This window comes from Streptomyces sp. ALB3, assembly GCF_044385685.1.
Classification (GTDB): domain Bacteria; phylum Actinomycetota; class Actinomycetes; order Streptomycetales; family Streptomycetaceae; genus Streptomyces.
In genome coordinates this window covers 75,510-93,912 of the sequence record NZ_JBISCE010000001.1, presented here as the reverse complement: position 1 = coordinate 93,912, position 18,403 = coordinate 75,510, and the positions used below count along the sequence as shown (strand labels likewise).

Annotated in this window: 24 protein-coding genes and 1 pseudogene; 16 read left to right on the top strand and 9 right to left on the bottom strand. The window is 72.4% G+C overall.

Annotated elements, in window-relative coordinates; genetic code table 11:
* Positions 1-167: 167 nt before the first annotated feature.
* The 3 genes from ACHFIV_RS00515 (at position 168) to ACHFIV_RS00505 (ending at position 1,291) form a co-directional block, all read left to right on the top strand.
* Positions 168-596 (top strand): VOC family protein, encoded by a 429-nt coding sequence (locus ACHFIV_RS00515; RefSeq protein WP_398961857.1) that lies wholly within the window; start codon positions 168-170, stop codon positions 594-596.
* A 207-nt stretch (positions 597-803) separates the two neighbouring features.
* Positions 804-1,052, top strand: a complete 249-nt coding sequence (locus ACHFIV_RS00510) for a hypothetical protein (RefSeq protein ID WP_391771701.1) — start codon at positions 804-806, stop codon at positions 1,050-1,052.
* Positions 1,049-1,291: a hypothetical protein gene (locus tag ACHFIV_RS00505; RefSeq protein ID WP_398961854.1), complete on the top strand. Its 243-nt coding sequence runs from the start codon at positions 1,049-1,051 to the stop codon at positions 1,289-1,291. Before ACHFIV_RS00510 ends, ACHFIV_RS00505 begins: the two co-directional genes overlap by 4 nt.
* Before the next feature lie 9 nt (positions 1,292-1,300).
* Here the strand turns inward: ACHFIV_RS00505 and ACHFIV_RS00500 are convergent, their stop codons facing one another.
* The gene (locus ACHFIV_RS00500) at positions 1,301-1,813 is read right to left on the bottom strand and encodes a MarR family winged helix-turn-helix transcriptional regulator (protein WP_398961853.1); all 513 of its coding nucleotides are present in this window, start codon (positions 1,811-1,813) and stop codon (positions 1,301-1,303) included.
* 75 nt (positions 1,814-1,888) lie between these two features.
* On the opposite strand from ACHFIV_RS00500, the gene ACHFIV_RS00495 reads away from it, so the two are divergent.
* On the top strand, positions 1,889-2,557 hold the full coding sequence (locus tag ACHFIV_RS00495; RefSeq protein ID WP_398961850.1) for a nitroreductase family protein: 669 nt from the start codon (positions 1,889-1,891) through the stop codon (positions 2,555-2,557).
* Positions 2,554-3,477 (top strand): EamA family transporter, encoded by a 924-nt coding sequence (locus ACHFIV_RS00490; RefSeq protein ID WP_398961847.1) that lies wholly within the window; start codon positions 2,554-2,556, stop codon positions 3,475-3,477. The genes ACHFIV_RS00495 and ACHFIV_RS00490 overlap by 4 nt, the downstream gene beginning before the upstream one ends.
* Here the strand turns inward: ACHFIV_RS00490 and ACHFIV_RS00485 are convergent.
* Positions 3,461-4,240, bottom strand: a complete 780-nt coding sequence (locus ACHFIV_RS00485) for a hypothetical protein (RefSeq protein WP_398961845.1) — start codon at positions 4,238-4,240, stop codon at positions 3,461-3,463. The genes ACHFIV_RS00490 and ACHFIV_RS00485 overlap by 17 nt on opposite strands.
* 222 nt (positions 4,241-4,462) lie before the next feature.
* On the opposite strand from ACHFIV_RS00485, the gene ACHFIV_RS00480 reads away from it, so the two are divergent.
* A complete protein-coding gene (locus tag ACHFIV_RS00480) occupies positions 4,463-5,437 on the top strand; it encodes a phosphotransferase family protein (RefSeq protein ID WP_398961842.1) in 975 nt (324 codons plus the stop codon).
* A 15-nt stretch (positions 5,438-5,452) separates the two neighbouring features.
* Here the strand turns inward: ACHFIV_RS00480 and ACHFIV_RS00475 are convergent, their stop codons facing one another.
* The gene (locus tag ACHFIV_RS00475; RefSeq protein ID WP_398961840.1) at positions 5,453-5,959 is read right to left on the bottom strand and encodes a YbjN domain-containing protein; all 507 of its coding nucleotides are present in this window, start codon (positions 5,957-5,959) and stop codon (positions 5,453-5,455) included.
* 49 nt (positions 5,960-6,008) lie between these two features.
* Entirely contained in the window at positions 6,009-7,358 is a 1,350-nt protein-coding gene (mshA, locus tag ACHFIV_RS00470; RefSeq protein ID WP_398961838.1) for a D-inositol-3-phosphate glycosyltransferase, read from the bottom strand.
* Positions 7,359-7,541: 183 nt separating this feature from the next.
* Between mshA and ACHFIV_RS00465 the strand changes: the two genes are divergently transcribed.
* The 3 genes from ACHFIV_RS00465 (at position 7,542) to ACHFIV_RS00455 (ending at position 11,342) form a co-directional block, all read left to right on the top strand.
* On the top strand, positions 7,542-8,327 hold the full coding sequence (locus ACHFIV_RS00465; protein ID WP_398961835.1) for a class I SAM-dependent methyltransferase: 786 nt from the start codon (positions 7,542-7,544) through the stop codon (positions 8,325-8,327).
* A 260-nt stretch (positions 8,328-8,587) separates the two neighbouring features.
* Positions 8,588-9,655 (top strand): C40 family peptidase, encoded by a 1,068-nt coding sequence (locus ACHFIV_RS00460; RefSeq protein WP_398961834.1) that lies wholly within the window; start codon positions 8,588-8,590, stop codon positions 9,653-9,655.
* A 349-nt stretch (positions 9,656-10,004) separates the two neighbouring features.
* On the top strand, positions 10,005-11,342 hold the full coding sequence (locus tag ACHFIV_RS00455; RefSeq protein WP_398961832.1) for a PP2C family protein-serine/threonine phosphatase: 1,338 nt from the start codon (positions 10,005-10,007) through the stop codon (positions 11,340-11,342).
* Here ACHFIV_RS00455 and ACHFIV_RS00450 read toward each other — a convergent pair.
* The 3 genes from ACHFIV_RS00450 to ACHFIV_RS00440 form a co-directional block, all read right to left on the bottom strand.
* The gene (locus tag ACHFIV_RS00450; protein ID WP_033298647.1) at positions 11,324-11,659 is read right to left on the bottom strand and encodes a DUF2516 family protein; all 336 of its coding nucleotides are present in this window, start codon (positions 11,657-11,659) and stop codon (positions 11,324-11,326) included. The genes ACHFIV_RS00455 and ACHFIV_RS00450 overlap by 19 nt on opposite strands.
* Positions 11,660-11,775: 116 nt before the next feature.
* Positions 11,776-12,423, bottom strand: coding sequence for a hypothetical protein (locus ACHFIV_RS00445; RefSeq protein ID WP_398961828.1), 648 nt, complete (start codon positions 12,421-12,423; stop codon positions 11,776-11,778).
* 28 nt (positions 12,424-12,451) lie between these two features.
* A complete protein-coding gene (locus tag ACHFIV_RS00440) occupies positions 12,452-12,961 on the bottom strand; it encodes a helix-turn-helix domain-containing protein (RefSeq protein ID WP_398961825.1) in 510 nt (169 codons plus the stop codon).
* A gap of 159 nt (positions 12,962-13,120) precedes the next feature.
* Between ACHFIV_RS00440 and ACHFIV_RS00435 the strand changes: the two genes are divergently transcribed.
* The 7 genes and pseudogenes from ACHFIV_RS00435 (at position 13,121) to ACHFIV_RS00405 (ending at position 16,959) form a co-directional block, all read left to right on the top strand.
* Positions 13,121-13,714 (top strand): DinB family protein, encoded by a 594-nt coding sequence (locus ACHFIV_RS00435; protein WP_398961822.1) that lies wholly within the window; start codon positions 13,121-13,123, stop codon positions 13,712-13,714.
* Positions 13,715-13,760: 46 nt separating this feature from the next.
* A pseudogene (locus ACHFIV_RS00430) lies at positions 13,761-14,288 on the top strand (GNAT family N-acetyltransferase); the annotation flags it as partial.
* The gene (locus tag ACHFIV_RS00425) at positions 14,285-14,641 is read left to right on the top strand and encodes a hypothetical protein (RefSeq protein ID WP_398961819.1); all 357 of its coding nucleotides are present in this window, start codon (positions 14,285-14,287) and stop codon (positions 14,639-14,641) included. The pseudogene ACHFIV_RS00430 and the gene ACHFIV_RS00425, both read left to right, overlap by 4 nt.
* Before the next feature lie 109 nt (positions 14,642-14,750).
* Complete coding sequence (locus ACHFIV_RS00420) at positions 14,751-15,083, top strand: deoxyxylulose-5-phosphate synthase (protein WP_398961816.1); 333 nt, start codon at positions 14,751-14,753, stop codon at positions 15,081-15,083.
* 50 nt (positions 15,084-15,133) lie between these two features.
* Positions 15,134-15,634, top strand: coding sequence for a MarR family winged helix-turn-helix transcriptional regulator (locus ACHFIV_RS00415; RefSeq protein WP_398961814.1), 501 nt, complete (start codon positions 15,134-15,136; stop codon positions 15,632-15,634).
* 216 nt (positions 15,635-15,850) lie between these two features.
* A complete protein-coding gene (locus ACHFIV_RS00410) occupies positions 15,851-16,336 on the top strand; it encodes a TIGR03618 family F420-dependent PPOX class oxidoreductase (protein WP_398961812.1) in 486 nt (161 codons plus the stop codon).
* On the top strand, positions 16,333-16,959 hold the full coding sequence (locus ACHFIV_RS00405; protein WP_398961810.1) for an HAD family hydrolase: 627 nt from the start codon (positions 16,333-16,335) through the stop codon (positions 16,957-16,959). The genes ACHFIV_RS00410 and ACHFIV_RS00405 overlap by 4 nt, the downstream gene beginning before the upstream one ends.
* Here the strand turns inward: ACHFIV_RS00405 and ACHFIV_RS00400 are convergent.
* Both ACHFIV_RS00400 and ACHFIV_RS00395 read right to left on the bottom strand, forming a co-directional pair.
* A complete protein-coding gene (locus ACHFIV_RS00400; protein WP_398961809.1) occupies positions 16,940-17,575 on the bottom strand; it encodes a TetR family transcriptional regulator in 636 nt (211 codons plus the stop codon). The two genes, ACHFIV_RS00405 and ACHFIV_RS00400, sit on opposite strands and share 20 nt — an antisense overlap.
* The gene (locus ACHFIV_RS00395) at positions 17,572-18,345 is read right to left on the bottom strand and encodes a TetR/AcrR family transcriptional regulator (protein ID WP_398961807.1); all 774 of its coding nucleotides are present in this window, start codon (positions 18,343-18,345) and stop codon (positions 17,572-17,574) included. Before ACHFIV_RS00395 ends, ACHFIV_RS00400 begins: the two co-directional genes overlap by 4 nt.
* Between the last annotated feature and the right edge of the window lie 58 nt (positions 18,346-18,403).

Genomic DNA, 18,403 nt, shown 5'->3' with positions numbered 1-18,403 from the left:
CCTGCTGACCGCTGCCGGCCGCCCGGTCACGGCCCGCGACGGGCGTGAGCACACCGCCGTGTGGGCCGCCGTGTTCGTACCGGACGGCCCGCCGTCACTGCTGCCCGCATCGGGAATCGCAGGCGCTCCTCACCGGGTTCGGCCACGGTCCACGGCACAGTGGAGGAATGGACGCAGACGACAGGAACCTGCTGGCCGGGGCGCGCGGTGCCGCGGCCAGGCTGCCCGCCCAGGATCTGGAGCGGGCTCGGCGCTTCTACTCCGAGAAGCTCGGTCTCGAACCCGTCGACGAACGGCCGGGCGGGCTGCTGTACCGGTGCGGGCAATCCGAGTTCGCCGTGTTCCGGTCGGCCGGGACCTCGCCCGGCACCTTCACCCAGATGGGCTGGCAGGTCGACGACATCGAGGCGGTCGTGGCCGAACTCGGCGGGCGCGGCGTGGTGTTCGAGACGGTCGGCCTTCCCGGCCTCCGTACGCGTGACGGCATCGCGGAGATCGAGGGGAACTACCCCGGCAAGGGCGCCAGAGGTGAGCGCGCGGCCTGGTTCCGCGACAGCGAGGGGAACATGCTGGGCATCGGCCAGCCGGTCGCGTGAGCCGGTAGGTCTCCACGACGTTCGCCGCTTCCCGGACGGGCCGCGCGGCTGGGCGTCCGCCTGGCGGCGCGCTGGGGCCGGGAGGCAGGCGCCGTGCACCGGCGGCACCCGCTAACGTGGCCCCCACACCTGCCTGTTACCCAGGTGCACACCCCGTCGGTACGGGCACGCAGGGCGCGGACGGCAAGGAGATCGGGGAGAGCGGTCATGGGCGAGTCTTTGAAGACCTTCGTCGGCGGCACCGAGGTCGAGGTGCCCAACAGCATTCCGGCGATCCGCGCCGCCCTGCCCGAGGAGAGACGCGAGGAGTTCGACCTCGCGATCAACGAGGCCGGGGTCCACGAGATCCAGGCCGTCATGCGCCACTGGATGCTCGAGTCCGTGCCGGACCCCGAGGCCGAGCAGATCCTGGACCGGCTGGCGCAGGACGAGGCCGAGAGGCGGAACGTCGCTTGAGTTTCCGCATCTCCTACGCGCCGCCCGCCGACGACACCCTGGCCAAGATGCGCGACGGTGACTCGTTCCGCGACGAGATGGCGCGCACCCTGGGCATGGATCCCTACGGGCACGCCTCGACCGCCGTGAAGCGCGAACGTGACCGGCGCGAGGCGACGGTCTACGGGGCGATCGTCCTCTACTACGTCTCCGGCTCCGTGCTGACGGTCACCGTCGTCAGGCTCGTACCGCTCCCGTGAACTGGCCCGTCACCCCAGCCTGACCTGGCGGTCGGTGTCCCCGAGCGACTCCAGCAGCCCGCGCAGGTCGTCCGCGACCCGGTCGCGCTGCTCGCCGGTGAGGCCCGACAGCAGGCGGTTCTGGTTGGCCACGTGGTCCACCAGCACCCGGTCGATCAGCTCCCTCCCCGTCCGGGTGAGGGAGACGTGCACACTGCGGCCGTCCTCGGGGCGGCGGGTGCGCACGACGAGTTCTCGCTCCTCGAGCCGGTCCAGCCGCTGAGTGATCGCTCCCGAGGTGACCATGGCGGACCGCATCAGCTCCGCGGGGGTCAGCCGGTGGGGCGCCGGGCTGCGCCGCAGGGTGGCCAGGACGTCGAAGGCCGCCGGGTCGAGGTCGTGCGCGCCGAAGACGGTGCGCTGTTCCGCCTCGACGATCCGGGCCAGCCGCTTGATGCGCCCGATCACCCCCATCGACGAGGAGTCCAGTCCGGGGCACTGCTCCGCCCACTGCGCCAGCACGCGGTCCACATGGTCACTCATGCGGCCAGCATAGCTTTACCTTAGTACTGAGCTACCTGGTTGCTTAGCGCTAAGCAAAAGCGCTACGGTCCGGTCATGACGCTGGACACAGGCTCCCTGACCGCGCCGCAGGCGATCCGTGCGCGCCGCAGCATCCGCCACGACCTGCCCGACCCGATACCGGACGGGCGGCTGTCCCAGCTGCTGGACCTGGCCCTGGAGCCACCCTCCAGCCGGAACCCGCAGGCACGTTCCGTCGTGGCCGTCTCGGACGACGAGGGCCGGGCCGCGCTCACCCGGGCCACCGGGGCGCGGCCGCACCCCCGGGAAGCGCCGCTCACGCCCGTGTCCGCCGCAGCCGACCGGACCTGGCGCGAGGACCTGAGCGACGTCCACGGCCAGGCTCCGGGCAGCGGCGCTTGGAACGTACGGTCCGTCAGCGGTCTCCCGCCGGCCACGCAGGACTTCCGGCGGGACTTCCGGCAGGACCTCGAACAGCCCGGGTCGCTCGCGGAGTACGCCGTCAAGGACGCGGCGACCTACGCGGTGCTCGCCGCCACCTCCATGGGGCCGGCCACCTCCCCGGTGAACGGCTGGGACGAGCGGCAGCGGGCCATCGGTGTCGAGGACCGCGACGGCCCGCACATCGCGATGCTGCCGCCGGTGGGCAGACCGGCGGAGACCCGCGCGCACCCGGGACGCCGCCCGTCCTCCCGCCAGGCGTTCACCGGCCGTTCCGGCTCGGTGGGAGGCGGCACCCGATGAAGTCCGGCCGGATCGCCGCCGACTCCGCGATCACCGCCCTGGCCCCACTGGTCTGGGGCTCCACGTATCTCGTCACCACCGAGTTCCTGCCGCCCGGCCGGCCTCTGCTCGCCGCCACCGTCCGGGCCCTCCCGGCGGGCCTGATCCTGCTCGCCATCGGCCGCACCCTGCCGCGTGGCCACTGGTGGTGGCGGGCCGCCGTGCTCGGCACGCTGAACATCGGGGCCTTCCTCTATCTGCTCTTCGTCGCCGCCTACCACCTGCCCGGCGGAGTGGCCGCCCTGGTGATGGCCGTCCAGCCGGCGATCGTCCTCGTCCTGTCCGCGCTCCTGCTGAAGGAGCGCATCACGGCGACGCACGCCGCGGCCTGCGTCCTCGGGACCGCGGGTGTCGGCCTGCTGGCCCTCACCCCCCGCGCGGGCCTGGACGCGGTGGGGGTCTGCGCGGGGCTCCTGGGCGCGGTGAGCATGGCGAGCGGCATCGTGCTGACCAAGCGCTGGGGACGGCCGCCCGGGGTGGGCCTCCTCACCGTCACGGGCTGGCAGTTGAGCTTCGGCGGGATCCTCCTGCTGCCCGTCACCCTGATCGGGGAGGGGCTGCCGCATTCGGTCGACGGCCGGAACGTCGCCGGTTTCGCCTATCTCGGGTTCGTCGGCGCCCTGCTCGCCTACGCGGTGTGGTTCCGCGGGGTGGAGCGGCTGCCCGCGCTCACGGTGTCCGTCCTCGGTTTCGCCTCGCCGCTCACCGCGATGGCGCTCGGTTATCTCGTCCTGGGCGAGACCCTTTCCCCGGTGCAGCTCGCCGGAGCGGTGACGGTCGTCGTCGCCGTGGTCCTGGCCCGCCCCCGGACGCCGAAGGGGCGGGAGCCGTCCTGCCCGCCCCCGCCCCCTCATCGCCCGTGTGTCAGCCGAGCTTCTTGACCTGGGCGTCGATCAGCGCGGTCGGCAGGGCGAAGTCGGAGTCCGCGCCCGTCTGGCCGAGGTTGAAGGAGAAGAACGTGGCGACCGTGCCGCCCTGACGCACGCTCACCAGCTTGAAGGGGGCCGCCGCGTCGCCCTCCCCCATCTGCACGCGCCAGGCGAGGGCCTCCTCGCCGCCCGTGACCTTCTCCTCGGTCAGCTTGGTGACCTTCTGCTTCGAGCCCTTCATGGACAGGGTGAACCCGCCGGTCGCGCACTCGGCGGCGGACTCCCGGAGCTCGGCAAGGCTCTTCTCGGCGCCGTCCCCCTCGTACGAGGCGAGCGTGACGAGGGAGGACGTCACGTCGAGGATGCCGGCGAGGGCGTCCTCGGGGTCGGCGGACTCGTCCTTCTTGGGCTCCTGGACGACCTTGCGCCCCGCGTTCCCGACCGGGGTGCCCCGTTCGACCCCGTAGAAGGCGAAACCGACGGGCTCGCACTCCTTCTTGTCGACGGTGACGTCCCCGGGCTTGGCGATGTCCTCGGGGCCCGTTCTGGTGACCTTGTGACCCGCGACATCGCCCTGTTCCAGCGACACCTTCTCCAGCTCGGCCGACGTCAGCGCCTTGACCGCTGCGGGCTTCGCGGAGGCGTCGTCCTTCGCCCCCGAGGCGCCGCCGTCACCCTTCGCGTCGGCGTCCGATCCGCCGCAGGCGGTGGCGAGCAGGGCCAGGGACGCCACAGCGGCGGCGAGGGCGGTACGGCGTACGGCGGTGGCGCGCATGGTTCGTTCATCTCTCCGTCTGATGGGGCAACGGCCCCGCTCCGGGCCGGAATTCAAGGCCCGCACGGCAGGGCTGTCGCGGTGCCGCACACTCTACGATCGGACACCTGTCCGATGATCGCCCCGAACGGTCACGGGATGTGATCGTGATTCGGTCGTGATCACCCTGTGAAGCTCCTGTGGGGTGGTCGATTCCGCAGTCGAGCCCGGGGGGACCCGTCCGTGTCCGTCGACGCAGCAGCCGTACTGAAAGCCGTCGGGGCCCGGGGGCCCGCCTCCCACGAGTCGCTCGGCGGGGGCACGTACAACACCGTCACGCGCGTCAGGTTCGAGGACGGCCGGGACTGGGTGGTGAAGATCCCCCCGTCCCACGGCGCGGGACTGAGCTACGAGCAGCGCCTGCTCGTCAACGAGGTCACCTTCTACGGTGCCGCCGCCCCCGCGGGCGGCACCGCGATCCCTCGGGTCGTGCACAGCGAGTTCGACCCGGGTGCGCCGGCCGGCGCGTACCTCGTCATGACCGCGTGCGCGGGACGGCCCTGGAGCGCCGTCGCCGGTGAACCGGCACCCGGCGGGACCCGTGCTCTGCGCCACGGGTTCGGAAGCATCGTCGGGCGCCTGCACGGCGTCACGGGACCCGGGGGGTTCGGTTATCCCGCCGAGCCGCTGGGGCCGCTCTCCCCCTCCTGGCGCGGGGCGTTCACCGCGATGACCGACGGTGTGCTCGCGGACGCCGAGAGGTTCGGGGCGAGGCTGCCGCTGCCGGCGGGGCGGATCCGTGAGGTGCTCGCCGGCGCCTCCGGCGTCCTGGACGAGGTGACCCGCCCCGTGCTGGTCCACTTCGACCTGTGGCAGGGGAACCTCCTGCTGACCGGGGAGCCCGGCGGGCGGCGCATCGGCGGGATCGTCGACGGCGAGCGGATGTTCTGGGGCGACCCGGTCGCGGACCTCGTCTCCACGCACCTGTTCGGCGACCCGGAGGCGGACGGGGACTTCCTCGCCGGATACGCGTCCGCCACGGGCACGCCGCTCGTGTTCACCCCGTCCGTGCGGCGCCGGCTCGACCTGTACCGCAGTTATCTCTACCTGATCATGCTCACCGAGACGGTGCCCCGGGGTGCGGGGCCCGAGGCGGCTGCCGCGACGTGGAGCCAGGTGGCACCGCGGCTCGTCGCGGCCCTGGACGCACTCGCGTAGTCCACCGCGGCGGGGTCAGGACGGGCGCTGCGTCAGATGGGCGAAGGCGTCCAGGTTCCGGGTCGACTCGCCGCGTTCCACCCGCCAGGCGTACTCCTTGCGGATCGCGCTCGCGAAGCCGAGTTCGAGCAGCGGGTTGAACGCGCCGTCCGCCGCTTCCAGCACGACGCCCAGCAGCCGGTCGAGCTCGTCCGGTGTGACGACCGAGAGCGGGAGCCGACCGACGAGGTAGATGTCGCCGAGCTGGTCGATGGCGTAACTCACTCCGAAAAGGCGGAGGTTGTGTTCCAGGAGCCAGCGGTGCACAGCCGCGTCGTTCTCGTCGGGGTGGCGGATGACGAACGCGTTGAGGGAGAGGGAGTGCTGCCCCACCAGCAGGGAACAGGTCGTGGACAGCTTGCGCGTGCCGGGCAGCTTCACGACGTAGTTGCCGGGCTCGGGGCTCTCCCATTCGAGCTCCGCGTCGTTCAGCGTCGTCTCGATGACCTGCGCCGCTGCTGCTTCGTCGGATACGTCAGCCATGCTGCGAGCGTACGACAACGCGCCCGGGCGTTCAGCCCGGCACCGCCGCTCAGCCGTGGTGCGAGCGGGCGCGGCGCCGGTGGTCGTGCATCGCCGCCGTGTACACGTCGGCGGTGGCCGACGCGGCCGTGTCCCAGCCGAAGGACTGGGCGTGCTCGGCCGCGGCGTCGCCCATCCGCCCGGCCAGCTCCGCGCTGTCCGCGAACCGGCCCAGCGCCTGTGCGTAAGCCTCCGGGTCGTGCCCCGGGATCAGGAAGCCGGTGACGCCGTCCCGCACAGCGACGGGGAGGCCGCCCACCGCCGCCGCGACGACCGGCGTGCCGGCCGCCTGGGCCTCTATGGCGACGAGCCCGAAGGACTCGCTGTACGAGGGCATGACCAGCACGGACGCCGCCCGGAACCAGTCGGCGAGCTGGTCCTGTCCGACCGGCGGGTGGAACCGTACGACGTCGGCGATACCCAGGCGCGCGGCCAGCTTCTGGAGGCCCTCCGGCTTGGCGAGCCCGCTGCCGCTGGGGCCACCGACGACGGGTACGACGACGCGTGAGCGCAGTGAGGGGTCGCGGTCCAGGAGGACGGCGACGGCGCGCAGCAGCACGTCCGGCGCCTTCAGCGGCTGGATGCGGCCGGCGAACAGCGGGATCAGTGCGTCCTGAGGCAGACCGAGGCGGGCGCGTGCGGCGGCGCGGCCGTCGCCGGGCCGGAAGCGCTCCAGGTTGACCCCGGGGTGCACGACGGCGACGGACGCCGGATCGGCGTCGTAGAAGCGGACGAGTTCGTCGGCCTCTCCGGCGGTGTTCGCGATGAGCCGGTCGGAGGCGTGCACGATCTGCGTCTCACCGATGACGCGCGCGGCGGGTTCGGGGGTGTCGCCCTCGGCGAGCGCGGCGTTCTTGACCTTCGCCATGGTGTGCATGGCGTGGACGAGCGGAACGCCCCAGCGCTGCGCGGCGAGCCAGCCGACCTGACCCGAGAGCCAGTAGTGGGAGTGGACCAGGTCGTAGTAGCCGGGACGCTGACCGGCCCATGCCTGCATCACGCCGTGGGTGAAGGCACAGAGCTGGGCGGGCAACTCCTCCTTGGCCAGCCCTTCGTACGGCCCCGCGTCGACGTGCCGGACGAGGACACCGGGCGCCAGCTCGACCGCCGGGGGCAGTCCGCCGGTGGTGGCCCGGGTGAAGATCTCGACCTCGATGCCGATCGCGGCGAGGCGCCTGGCCAGCTCCACGATGTAGACGTTCATGCCGCCCGCGTCCCCGGTGCCGGGCTGGTGCAGCGGCGAGGTGTGCACGGAGAGCATCGCGACCCGGCGCGGCTTACGGTGTCCGGCGAAACCGCCCGGGAAGCGGATGCGCGGTGCCGCACGGCTGCTGCCGAGCCGGGAGACGTACTGGCTCACGGGTCCGCTCCTCCTCGCTCAGGGCATGACACGTACAGGGCACACGGTCCCCTGAAGGGCGAGAACAGCGGAATCCGGCCTTTCATTTCCGTTTTGCCAAATCATTACGTATCCCGTCGGCGTGCCGTACGGACGCCCGGCGCTCCCGGCCGCTCCGCGGGTGCTTCGCATACGCTCCCTCTCATGCACCAGCGCCCCATCGGCACCGCCACCCGCGGGACCACCAACCCCAACCGGCTGCGCCGCATGGACCGCTGGATCGCCGCCACCCACGGCCCCGCCCTGCGTCGCAGCGACTCGCCCCTCGCGGTCGACCTCGGCTACGGCGCCGCGCCCTGGACCGCCGTCGAGCTGCTGGAGCGGCTGCGCACCGCCGACCCCCGCACGGCCGTCGTGGGCGTCGAGATCGACCCCGGGCGCGTCGCGGCGGCCAAGCCGTACGAGCGCGAGGGTCTGACCTTCGTGCACGGTGGCTTCGAGATCCCCACGGCGGGCCGCCCGGCCCTGATCCGGGCCGCGAACGTGCTGCGCCAGTACGACGAGGGCGAGGTGCCCGCGGTCTGGCGGCGCCTGTGCGACCGGCTGGCGCCCGGTGGACTCCTGGTCGAGGGCACCTGCGACGAGATCGGCCGCCGGCACGTATGGGTCGCGCTCGGCCCGGAGGGCCCGCGCACCGTCACCTTCGCGACCCGGCTCGGCTCGCTGGAGCGCCCCTCGGACCTCGCCGAACGCCTTCCGAAGGCCCTGATCCACCGCAACGTGCCGGGCGAACCGGTGCACGCCTTCCTGCGGGACCTGGACCGCGCCTGGGCCGCCGCCTCCCCCTACACCTCACTGGGCGCGCGGCAGCGCTGGATCGCGACGGTCCGGTCGGTCTCCGCCGACTGGCCCGTGGCGGACGGCGTACGGCGGTGGCGGCAGGGCGAGATCACCGTCCACTGGTCCGCGCTGCGGCCCGTCGCCGGGTGACGGGAGGCGGTGACGGGAGGCGGTGACGGGACGCGAACGTCCGCGGCCGGCCCCGGGCGGAATCGATCGGTGGGACCTGGCCGGAACCGGGAACACCCGTGGATCACCGTTCGTCCCCCTGTGTGACGAGGGCGGTGACGCGGACCTCTGTTGCTTTACCGGACAACATGGCACGATCGCGTCGTCACTCGAACGTTACTGACGGTAAGTCACATGTCCGCGATACGGCCTTCGTTGCCTTTCGCCTGGAGGGGGAGCCTGTGAACCGACGCCACTGTGCCGCTGCCGCGATCACCCTGGTATGCGCACTGGCTCTGCTGACCGCGCCCGTCCAGGCCATGGCCGCTCCCATTCCCGAGCCCGGCCCGACGGCCGGAGCCCCCGCCGCTCCGGGGAAGAGCCTCGAGGAGGTGCGCGAGGAGATCGACACCCTCTACCGGAAGGCCGGGGCGGCCACCGACGCGTACAACCTCGCCGAGGAGCAGTCCGAGAAGCAGTCCGGCGAGATCGCCCGGCTGACGAAGGCGATCGCCGACGGCCGGACGAGGATCGCCGAACTGAAGGACAGGGCGGGCGCCCAGGCCCGCGAGCAGTACCGCACCGGCGGGCTCCCCCCGGGCGCACAGCTGATGCTGAGCGGCGATCCGGACCTCTTCATGGACGGCATCAACCAGGCCCGTCAGGGCCAGCAGGCCACCAAGGGCATGCTGACCGAGCTGAAGCAGGCCCAGGAGGACCTGGAGACCTACACGCAGGACGCGAACCTCAACTGGCGGAAGATCGAGGCGAACCGCGTCAAGCAGGCCAAGGCCAAGAAGAGCATCGACGCGCAGATCGCGGCGGCCGAGAAGCTCGAATCCCAGCTGGCGAAGGAGGAGCGCGCCAGGCTCCTCCAGTTGGAACGGGACGCCGCGTCCACGGCGCAGGCGGCCTGGCTCTCCTCCGGCGCGCTCAAGGACATCAACCGCGAGGCGAGCCCGGCCGGCAAGCGGGCGCTGGCCTTCGCGACCGCCCAGATAGGCAAACCGTACGTATGGGGAGCCGAGGGCCCCGGCTCGTACGACTGCTCGGGACTGACCTCACAGGCCTGGGCGGCGGCGAAGCGGCCCATCCCCCGCACCTCCCAGGAGCAGTGGCGGCAGCTCCCCCGCGTCCCCGTCCAGGACATGCGCCCCGGCGACCTGATCATTTACCACGGCGACGCCAGCCACGTCGGGATGTACGTCGGCGACGGCTCGATCGTGCACGCCCCCCGGCCCGGCCGGGACGTCACTCTGGCGGGCGCCGGCTCGATGCAGATCCTGGGTGTGGTCCGCCCCGACAAGTAGGAGCCGGACGTCGGACAGGACAGCAGTCGCCCGGACCGGGCGCGGGCCGTCTCCCGCCCCCGGTCCGACGGGGGCGAAGGAGGCGGGCGCCCCTCGCGCCCGTGGACGCCGCCACGCATGTGTGCGACGCGTGTCGGGCGCGTGATGTTCGTCATGACCTCATGTCCGTTTCGTGTACGACCAACCCGCCGGATCCGTGGTGGGAAGCGGCTTATGGCCGCGCATATGACAGACGATGATCGCCGGGCGCCATTCCGTTCACCCGGCGTCGACCGCTATCGTCCCCGTCGGCGGGTCGTCGATCGTCGGTCCGCCGCGCCCTCGGGGGGAGGGAAGGAAACCCGAACCGATGCCCGTACCCGTACCGCAGCAACGTGCCGTTCCCGCTGCGGAGAGCACTCATGGCGCCGACCTCACACTTCTGGTGATCGAGGACGACCCTGCGGGCACGTTCGCCGTCCCCGAGCTGTCGTCCACCCCGGGGGGACGGGTCCGCGTCCGTACCGCCCGTAACCTCACCGAGGCCGCCCGGCTGCTCACCGACGACGTCGACTGCATCCTGCTGGACCTCGATCTCGAGGCGGCAGCCCTGCCTCCCGGCGCGCGCGGCGACGAGACCGGCCGCCCTGACGGCCTCGCCACCCTCGAGTACGTCCTGCGCATCGCGCCGCGCCATGCCGTCCTCGCCCTCACCGCGGAGGACGACGCCGAGCGCGCCGCCGAGGCCGTACGGGTCGGTGCCCAGGACTACCTCTTCCGCGGCGAGCTCGACGGGCGTCTCCTCAGCCGCGCCATCCGGTACGCCGTGGAGCGCAAACGCGCGGACACAGCCCAGCACCAGCTGACCGAGTCCAGGCTCCGCGCCCAGGAGAACGCCCGGCTGGAACGCGGGCTGCTGCCCACCCCGCTCCTCGACGGCTCGGACCTCGCCTTCGCCGCCCACTACCGGCCGGGCCGTAGTCGCGCCCTGCTCGGCGGGGACTTCTACGACACGGTCCGCACGCCCGACGGCACGGTGCACGCCATGATCGGCGACGTCTGCGGGCACGGCCCGGACGAAGCGGCGCTCGGCGTCGAGCTCCGTATCGCCTGGCGGGCGCTCACGCTGGCCGGGCTCTGCGGAGACGACCTGCTCTCCACGCTGCAGCAGGTCCTGGAACACGAACGGCAGAGCGAGGAGATCTTCGCGACGCTCTGCACCGTCGACATCGCCCCCGACGGGCGGCGCGCGGGCCTGTGCATCGCCGGCCACCCCTCACCGCTGATCGCCCGCCAGGGACGCGCGGCGCACCTGCTCCCGTACGAGGACGGCGGCCCCGCCCTCGGCCTGCTGCCGCACGCCCGCTGGCCCCGTCGGCAGGTCGAGCTGGGCGGCTCCTGGAGCCTGATGATGTACACCGACGGCCTGATCGAAGGACGCGTCGGGCAGGGCGGCACCCAGCGACTGGGCCAGGACGGGATGGTCGCCATGGTCAACGGCAGGCTGGACCAGGGACTGGGCGGCGAGGCCCTTCTGGAGGCCGCCGTCACCCAGGTGCAGGAGCTGAACGGCGGAGAGCTGACCGACGACGTGGCGGTCCTGCTGCTGGAACGCGACGAGGCCCGGATACACCGGAGGGGCAGGAGCGCGTCGCGCTCCCGCCCCGGTGCCGCCTCGTCCTCGGGGGCTCAGCGCCCGCCGTTGTAGGGGCCGTACGGTCCGTCGCTGCTGGAACCTCCGCGCCGGCCGCCGCCCCCCGACACGGCCTTGATCGCCGGCCGGACGTCCACCATGAAGACGATGGACGCGATGACGCCCGCGATCTGCAGGAACAGGATCGGGATGACGAGGTTCACGAAGACGGTGACCCCGAGGATGATCAGCCAGAAGGACTTCTTCTGCTTGTCCGCCGCCCGGTAGGCGTCCTCGCGCGCCGTCACGGCGAACACCAGCGCGACCACGGCCAGGACGAGCATGGCCAGATACAGCAGCTGGAGGAACGAGCCGAATGCTTCGAGCAACACGGTGAGCACCGCCTAGTGAGTGGATGAGCGCCTCGCGGCCAAGGTACCGGGACAACGACCCGGGCACCCCTAAGGTGCCCGGCCCGTTCTTCCGGTACTCCCCGGACCGGCTCCCTCTACTTCGAGGACGGCGGGGTGGTCTTCTTCGCCACGGGCTTGCGCACGGGCGCCGGCTTCTTCGCCGCCGCGGCGGGTGCCGCCTTGGACTCGGCAGCCTTCGGCGCGGGCTTCTTCGCCGCGGGGGCGACCGGCTTCGCGGGGGCCACCGGCTTCACCGCCGCGTCGGACTTCTGCTTCGGCACGGGCTTCGGCTCCGCCTCGACGACGGCGGCGATCTCGACGATCTCGTCGGCCGTCTCGCCGCGCCAGGTCCGCACGGTCTGCTCGCCGCGCTCGGCCACCTTCTCGTACGTCTCACGGGCCCGGACGGCGTACTCGGCGGCCACGCCCACGCTCCGCAGCGCCAGGTCCTGGGCCGTCTCGCCCCACTTCTTCAGGTCGGTGTCCAGCGCCCCGAAGACCTCGGTCACCTTCGCCTGCACGGTGGCCTGGGCCTCCCTGGCCTGCGTGGTGACCCGCTCCTGCACGGCCTTCGGGTCGGTGTTGCGCACCGCTTCGATCCGCTCGGGCGTCTCGGCCCGCAGCTGCTCGATCAGCGCCGGGACCTTGCGCGCCTGCTGCACGGCGAGGTCGGCCGTGCCGGCGGCGAAGTAGAGGGGGGTGGGGTCGGTGAGGGTCTTGCGCAGGTCATCGGTGATGGCCATGACTGTGGTCCTCCCGGATCATCAGAAGTCAGTTCGCTGGTGGGTCTGCATCACTGCCGCCGGCCGTGCGGGGGCCGCGGGCATCCGGACCGGCACCGTTCGCTCCACCGGTACCGCTTTCCGCATCGTCGTCGATTCTGCTCTCCGCGCCTGCGGCACCGTGGACCTCGGTGCCGGTGTCGGGCGCGACATCGAAACCGTTCTCCCGGCGGAAGGAGTCGTAGATCTGCAGCAGCACGTTCTTCTGCCGCTCGTTGATCGACGGATCGGCCAGTATGACCGCTCGCGTCTCCAGCTCCTCCCGCTCCCGCTCGTCGAGGATCCCGGCCCGCACGTAGAGCGTCTCGGCCGAGATCCGCAGGGCCTTGGCAACCTGTTGCAGCACCTCGGCGCTCGGCTTGCGCAGCCCGCGTTCGATCTGGCTGAGATACGGATTGGACACTCCGGCGGCGTCGGCGAGCTGCCGCAGGGAGAGCTGCGCGGTACGCCGCTGCTCACGCAGGTACTCGCCGAGATTGCCGACGTTGAGTGATGCCATGCCTCGATGGTGCACCACCTTTGCTAACTATTGCAAGCGCCCGCTTGCAAAAGTGTTCCACGCCATGCCCGGACGGGCCGGGCCGCGTCCGCCACGTCGCGCGGGCCGAGGGGCGAAAAGGCGATGACCACGGGAGGCCGGCGCGGCAGACTCGGCACCATGACCGCACCTGACGCCAAGGCCGACCTCCACCACTACCTGCAGTCGGCACGGGAGGCCCTGCTCTGGAAGCTCGAAGGGCTGTCCGAGTACGACGTCCGACGCCCGCTGACGCCGACCGGCACGAACCTGCTGGGCCTGGTCAAGCACGCCGCCGGTGTGGAACTGGGCTATCTGGGCGACACCTTCGGGCGGCCGTCCGGTGAGCCGCTGCCGTGGGTGGAGGAAGGGGCCGAGCCCAATGCCGACATGTGGGCCACCGCCGACGAGACGCGCGGGTACATCGTGGAGCTCTACCACCGGGCCTGGGCCCACGCGGACGCGACGATCGAGGCACTGCCGCTGGACACGGTCGGCACGGTGCCGTGGTGGCCGAGCCACCGCAACGGGACGACGCTGCACCATGCCGCGGTGCGGGTGGTCGCCGACACCCACCGGCACGCGGGGCACGCCGACATCCTGCGGGAACTCATCGACGGCGCGGTCGGGATGAGCAAGGGCAACGACAGCATCCCTCCGGGTGACGCGGCCTGGTGGGAGAACCACAGGAGCCGGCTGGAGCAGGCGGCACGTGAGGCCGGCCGGGATGCCTGACGCCGACGCCCGGCCGGCCGCCTCCACGCCCGGGGCCTCCCCTCCGGTAGCGGCTCCGGCAGTCACCCTGGACGCCGTCGACCCGGATCACCCGGACGCCCGGTACTGCCTGCACGCCTACTTCACCGAACTGCGCGAGCGTTTCGACACCGGTTTCGATCCCGCCCGAAGCCTGCTCCCGGACGCGGGCGGGCTGCGCGCCCCGCACGGCCTGTTCCTGGTGGCCCGTCTGCACGGCGAACCGGCCGGCTGCGCGGGGCTGAAACTTCCGGCCGGGGCTCCGGCCGAGATCAAACGCATGTGGGTCGCCCCCCACGCCCGAGGCCTCGGCGTCGCCCGCCGCCTCCTGACCGCGCTGGAGACGCGGACCGCCGCGCTCGGCCGCGACGTCCTGCGCCTGGACACCAACAGCGCTCTCGCCGCCGCGATCGGGCTGTACCGCTCCGCCGGCTTCCGCGAGGTCCCCGCCTTCAACGACGAGCCGTACGCCCACCACTGGTTCGAGAAGCGGATCGGGGAGGAGCCGCACGCCCCCTCACAGGAGGGCGCCCGGTCCCGTAGCGTCGGGCCATGAGTGACCTCCTGCCCCTGTTCGTGCTCGCGGTCGTGCTGGGCGCCGTCCTGGGCTGCTTCAGGTGGCTGGCGTCCCACGTCCGGCGCCGTGGTACCGGGGGCGCGGCGATCAGCGCCGCGCTGGCGTCCTACGACGAGGCCTTCCGGGTGACCGCCCACGAGGCCCATCACGAGATCCGGGCCCAGGCCGAGCGCAAGGGCCCGCTGCTCGCGCCCGGTCGCCCGTGGGAGACCGGCCGGGGCGAGAGGCCGTCGTCGTGGGAACGCCCGCGTCGCCGGCGGCCGGCGATCCGGCGACGGGCCGGGCGCCTGTGGGGGCGGGAACGGGAGCGTGGCCGCCGGGACCGGGCGTGAGCCAGGGCTTCGCCGATCGTGGTTCCGGAGGGGCGCCGCACAGGGAACGAGGTGCCGGGGGCGCCGTAAAGGAGTCGAACGGCCGGGCGCCGCGCCCTACTCTGGCGCCATGCCTCCCTCGAAGACCTCGTACGTCTGCCTGCCGTGCCGGGCCTCGTACAAGCAGCCCTACGACGGGGAGCGGCAGGACCGCGTCTGCCCCCGGTGCGCCCGGACGCTCATCCGTGCCGGCTCCGCCTTCGCGGCGCCGCGAAGGCGGGACGCCGCGGCATGGCGCACCCTCTCCGTCCTGCTGAACGCGGGCGTCCGCTTCCACAAGAGCTGCTGCGGCGGTCCGGGCTACCGCCCGCGCACGCTCCGCGAGGTGAAGGAGCGGATGGCCTACGCCGAGAGGACCGGGGAGCCGTTCGCGCGGGCGCTGCTGCGGCACGAACTGCCATGACGTCCCCTTATGGATGATCCGCAACGGTACGGATTGTTACGCTGGCCCGCATGACCGCCCTGACTCCCGCCCGTACGGCACCTGACCTGTCCTACCTCCTCGACCACACCAGCCATGTCCTGCGGACCCGGATGGCGGCGGCGCTCGCCACGGTCGGCCTGACCGCACGCATGCACTGCGTCCTGGTGCACGCCCTGGAGGGGGAGCGCACCCAGATCCAGCTCGCGGAGATCGGCGACATGGACAAGACCACGATGGTGGTGACCGTGGACGCCCTGGAGAGCGCCGGACTCGCCGAACGGCGGCCGTCGAGCCGCGACCGGAGGGCCCGGATCATCGCCGTCACCGAGGAGGGCGCCCGGATCGCCGCCCGGAGCCAGGAGATCGTCGACCGGGTGCACCGGGAGACCCTCGGATCCCTCGCCGACGGCGACCGCGAGGCCCTGCTGCGCGCCCTGGACCAGCTGGCCACGGGCGAGCTGGCCACTCCGGCCGAGAACGCCGGGCCGGTCCGCCGCGCACGCCAGGGCGGCCAGGGCGGCCAGGGCTGACCATCCGGGCCGCCCCGGACGCCCGACGGCGGTCGGACCGGTCGGACCGGAAGATATAGTCTGCAACGAAACCATCTGCTACGGTCACTCTTGTCGGTCCACCCGACAGGACGAGACCGATGGCCCTCGCCGCTCCGTGCCCGCGCCCTCTCGGCCCCTCCTTCCATCCTCCTGAGCTCTCGGCCCCCGAGCCCCACGGCCTGAAAGGTGCGCACCGTGAACACCACCGAAGAGACGAAGGGCGGGCCCGCGCCCCGCACCCTCGACGACCGGGCGCTCTCCCGGATCCTGAGTGAACGGCAGTTCGGAGTGCTCGCCGCCGTCCGTTCCACCGGTCATCCGCACCTGTCGACGGTGCTGTACCGCTGGGACGCCGAAGAGCGGATCCTGCGGGTCTCCTCCACCGCGGGCCGCCTCAAGGCCCGCATCCTGGGGCGGAATCCGCACGCCTCCCTGCATGTGGACGGCGGCGACGTCTGGTCGTTCGCCGTGGCCGAGGGGCTGGCGCAGGTGTCGGAGCCGACAGCCGTGGCCGGTGACGCCGTCGGCCGGGAACTGCTCTCCCTGACACCGGGGTTCGACGACCGGGCAGCCGAACAGGCCTTCCTGGAACAGGCGGTGGCCGAGCGCCGCGTCGTCATCCGGATCCAGGTGTCGCGGCTGTACGGGGCGGCCCTGGACGTCGCTGCGGCCGGGCAGTGACCACCCGGGGCGGGCCCTGCGAGGCCGTGCTGTGCGATCTGGACAACGTCGTCCGCTTCTACGACGTGACGCACGTGACCGCGCTGGAACGGGCGGCCGGCCTGCCCCCGGGAACCACGGAGGACATCGCCTACGCCCCCGAGGTCGACCTCCCGCTGCTCCTGGGCCGGGTGACCGAGGAGGAATGGGTCGAGGCCGTCGCGCGCGGGCTCGCCGGCCGGGTCGACGCCGACAGGGCACGGGAACTGGGACGGGCCCTCGCACGGGCGCCGTTCCGGGCCGACGAGGCGGTGGTGGCCCTGCTGCGCCGGATACGTACGCGCGTACCGCTGGTGCTGATCACCAACGCCACGCTCCGGCTGGACGAGGACCTCGCCGCCCTGGGGCTCACGGATCTGGCCGACCACGTGGTCAGCAGCGCCGTCGAGGGGGTCGCCAAGCCGGATCCGGCCCTCTACCGGATCGCGGCGGCGCGGGCCGGGGTGCCGATGGACCGGTGCCTCTTCGTGGACGACAGCCGGGAGAACGTCGCGGCGGCCGTCGCGCTCGGCATGACCGGCGTGCGTTTCCGCGAGCCGGCCGACCTGCACGCACCGTTCGGCCTCATCCTCGAGGAGGCGTGAACAGCCCGTCCTCCAGCTGGGCGAAGGCGAGGCCGGCCGCCGCGACCGCGTCCCCGTACACCTGGCCGGCACTCTCCCCGGCGTCGATCCGCCGCCAGTTCTCCTCGGCCAGGATGCGCAGCACGGCGATGATCTGACCCGCCGCGAGCCGCGCCGTCACCGGACAGCCGGGATCCAGCGCACGGGCGAGCGCCGCTTCGGAGCGGCCCTGGTAGGCGTACAGGCGCGCGACGAGGGAGGGGGTCCCGTAGAGGAGCCGGTGGAAGGCCAGCACGGGCGGGGCGTCGCAGAGCCCGGTCACCGGGTCGCGGCGGTCCAGCCCGTCCAGGAAGTGCCGGCGCAGCGCGTCCAGCGGCGGGACGCCGTCGGGGCGGCCGGAGACGACGCGGGCCGCCTCGTCCTCGTGGTCGGCGAACCGGTGCAGGACCAGGTCCTCCTTCGCCGGGAAGTACCGGAACAGCGTCGGCTTCGAGATGTCGGCGGCAGCCGCCACCTCGGCCACCGAGACCTTGTCGAAGCCCCGTTCGAGGAACAGGGAGATCGCGGCTTCGGAGACGGCCTGATAGGTCAGCTGCTTCTTGCGTTCGCGCAGGCCGCCGGTCTTCCGGGCACTCATGACGGCGTTCCCTTCCGGATGAGGGCTTCGACCCCGTCGAGCGCCCGCTCGAGACCGAACACGAACTCGTAGTCGGCCTCGTCGGGCTCACTCATGACCTCGGTGCCCAGCAGCCTGCACAGCGCGGGATGGCGGACGGGATCGATGAGGCGTTTCACCGTCCGCTCCCACTGCGCCATCACCTCCTGGGGCGAAACGCCCTTCGCCTCGACGGCGGCGGCGAGATCGCTCATCAGCAGGGCCTCGTTCCTGACGAATCCCGCGACGAAGAGGATGACCGAGATCTTGTCGCCCTCCGCCAGGCCGCTGCCCTCCAGCGCCTGGAGGCCCTGTTCCCACCAGGCGACCGAGTGAGGGCTGGCCGGCGGGCCCGAGATCGGGATGCGCAGGGACCAGAGGTTGCGGTGGAACACCCGGCGCTGGGCCCACGCCCACTGGCTGAGCGCTTCCCGCCAGCCCGCCCCTTCCTCCAGTGCGGGCAGCGGCTCGGGGGCTCCCATGGCCGCCTCCTGCATGAGGACGTACAGCTCCTCCTTGGCGGAGACGTAGCGGTACAGCGACATGGTGGAGACGCCCAGCTCCTTGGCGACCCGCCCCATCGAGACGGCCGAGAGCCCCTCCGACGCGGCCACGTCCACAGCCGCGGCGACGATGCGGTCGAGCGTCAGGCCGGGCTTCGGCCCCTTGGCCGTACGCGGGCGCAGTCCCCACGCGGCCTCGATGCTCGGCGGCAGGCCCGTACCGCCCGACGCGCCGCTGTTCTCCGTCACCCGAAGCCGCCTTTCCCAGTACTGGCTTGCCACCATCCTAGGTTTGCGTAATGCTTAC

Excerpts from the sequence above, each read along its gene's own strand:
- ACHFIV_RS00490 (WP_398961847.1), top strand. The coding sequence starts at position 2,554 with ATGAAGTCCGGCCGGATCGCCGCCGACTCCGCGATCACCGCCCTGGCC.
- ACHFIV_RS00440 (WP_398961825.1), bottom strand. The coding sequence starts at position 12,961 with ATGGCATCACTCAACGTCGGCAATCTCGGCGAGTACCTGCGTGAGCAG.
- ACHFIV_RS00425 (WP_398961819.1), top strand. The coding sequence starts at position 14,285 with ATGAGTGACCTCCTGCCCCTGTTCGTGCTCGCGGTCGTGCTGGGCGCC.
- ACHFIV_RS00515 (WP_398961857.1), top strand. The coding sequence starts at position 168 with ATGGACGCAGACGACAGGAACCTGCTGGCCGGGGCGCGCGGTGCCGCG.
- ACHFIV_RS00435 (WP_398961822.1), top strand. The coding sequence starts at position 13,121 with ATGACCGCACCTGACGCCAAGGCCGACCTCCACCACTACCTGCAGTCG.
- ACHFIV_RS00420 (WP_398961816.1), top strand. The coding sequence starts at position 14,751 with ATGCCTCCCTCGAAGACCTCGTACGTCTGCCTGCCGTGCCGGGCCTCG.
- ACHFIV_RS00510 (WP_391771701.1), top strand. The coding sequence starts at position 804 with ATGGGCGAGTCTTTGAAGACCTTCGTCGGCGGCACCGAGGTCGAGGTG.
- ACHFIV_RS00465 (WP_398961835.1), top strand. The coding sequence starts at position 7,542 with ATGCACCAGCGCCCCATCGGCACCGCCACCCGCGGGACCACCAACCCC.
- ACHFIV_RS00475 (WP_398961840.1), bottom strand. The coding sequence starts at position 5,959 with ATGGCTGACGTATCCGACGAAGCAGCAGCGGCGCAGGTCATCGAGACG.
- ACHFIV_RS00495 (WP_398961850.1), top strand. The coding sequence starts at position 1,889 with ATGACGCTGGACACAGGCTCCCTGACCGCGCCGCAGGCGATCCGTGCG.
- ACHFIV_RS00455 (WP_398961832.1), top strand. The coding sequence starts at position 10,005 with ATGCCCGTACCCGTACCGCAGCAACGTGCCGTTCCCGCTGCGGAGAGC.
- ACHFIV_RS00415 (WP_398961814.1), top strand. The coding sequence starts at position 15,134 with ATGACCGCCCTGACTCCCGCCCGTACGGCACCTGACCTGTCCTACCTC.
- ACHFIV_RS00485 (WP_398961845.1), bottom strand. The coding sequence starts at position 4,240 with ATGCGCGCCACCGCCGTACGCCGTACCGCCCTCGCCGCCGCTGTGGCG.
- ACHFIV_RS00400 (WP_398961809.1), bottom strand. The coding sequence starts at position 17,575 with ATGAGTGCCCGGAAGACCGGCGGCCTGCGCGAACGCAAGAAGCAGCTG.
- ACHFIV_RS00445 (WP_398961828.1), bottom strand. The coding sequence starts at position 12,423 with ATGGCCATCACCGATGACCTGCGCAAGACCCTCACCGACCCCACCCCC.
- ACHFIV_RS00500 (WP_398961853.1), bottom strand. The coding sequence starts at position 1,813 with ATGAGTGACCATGTGGACCGCGTGCTGGCGCAGTGGGCGGAGCAGTGC.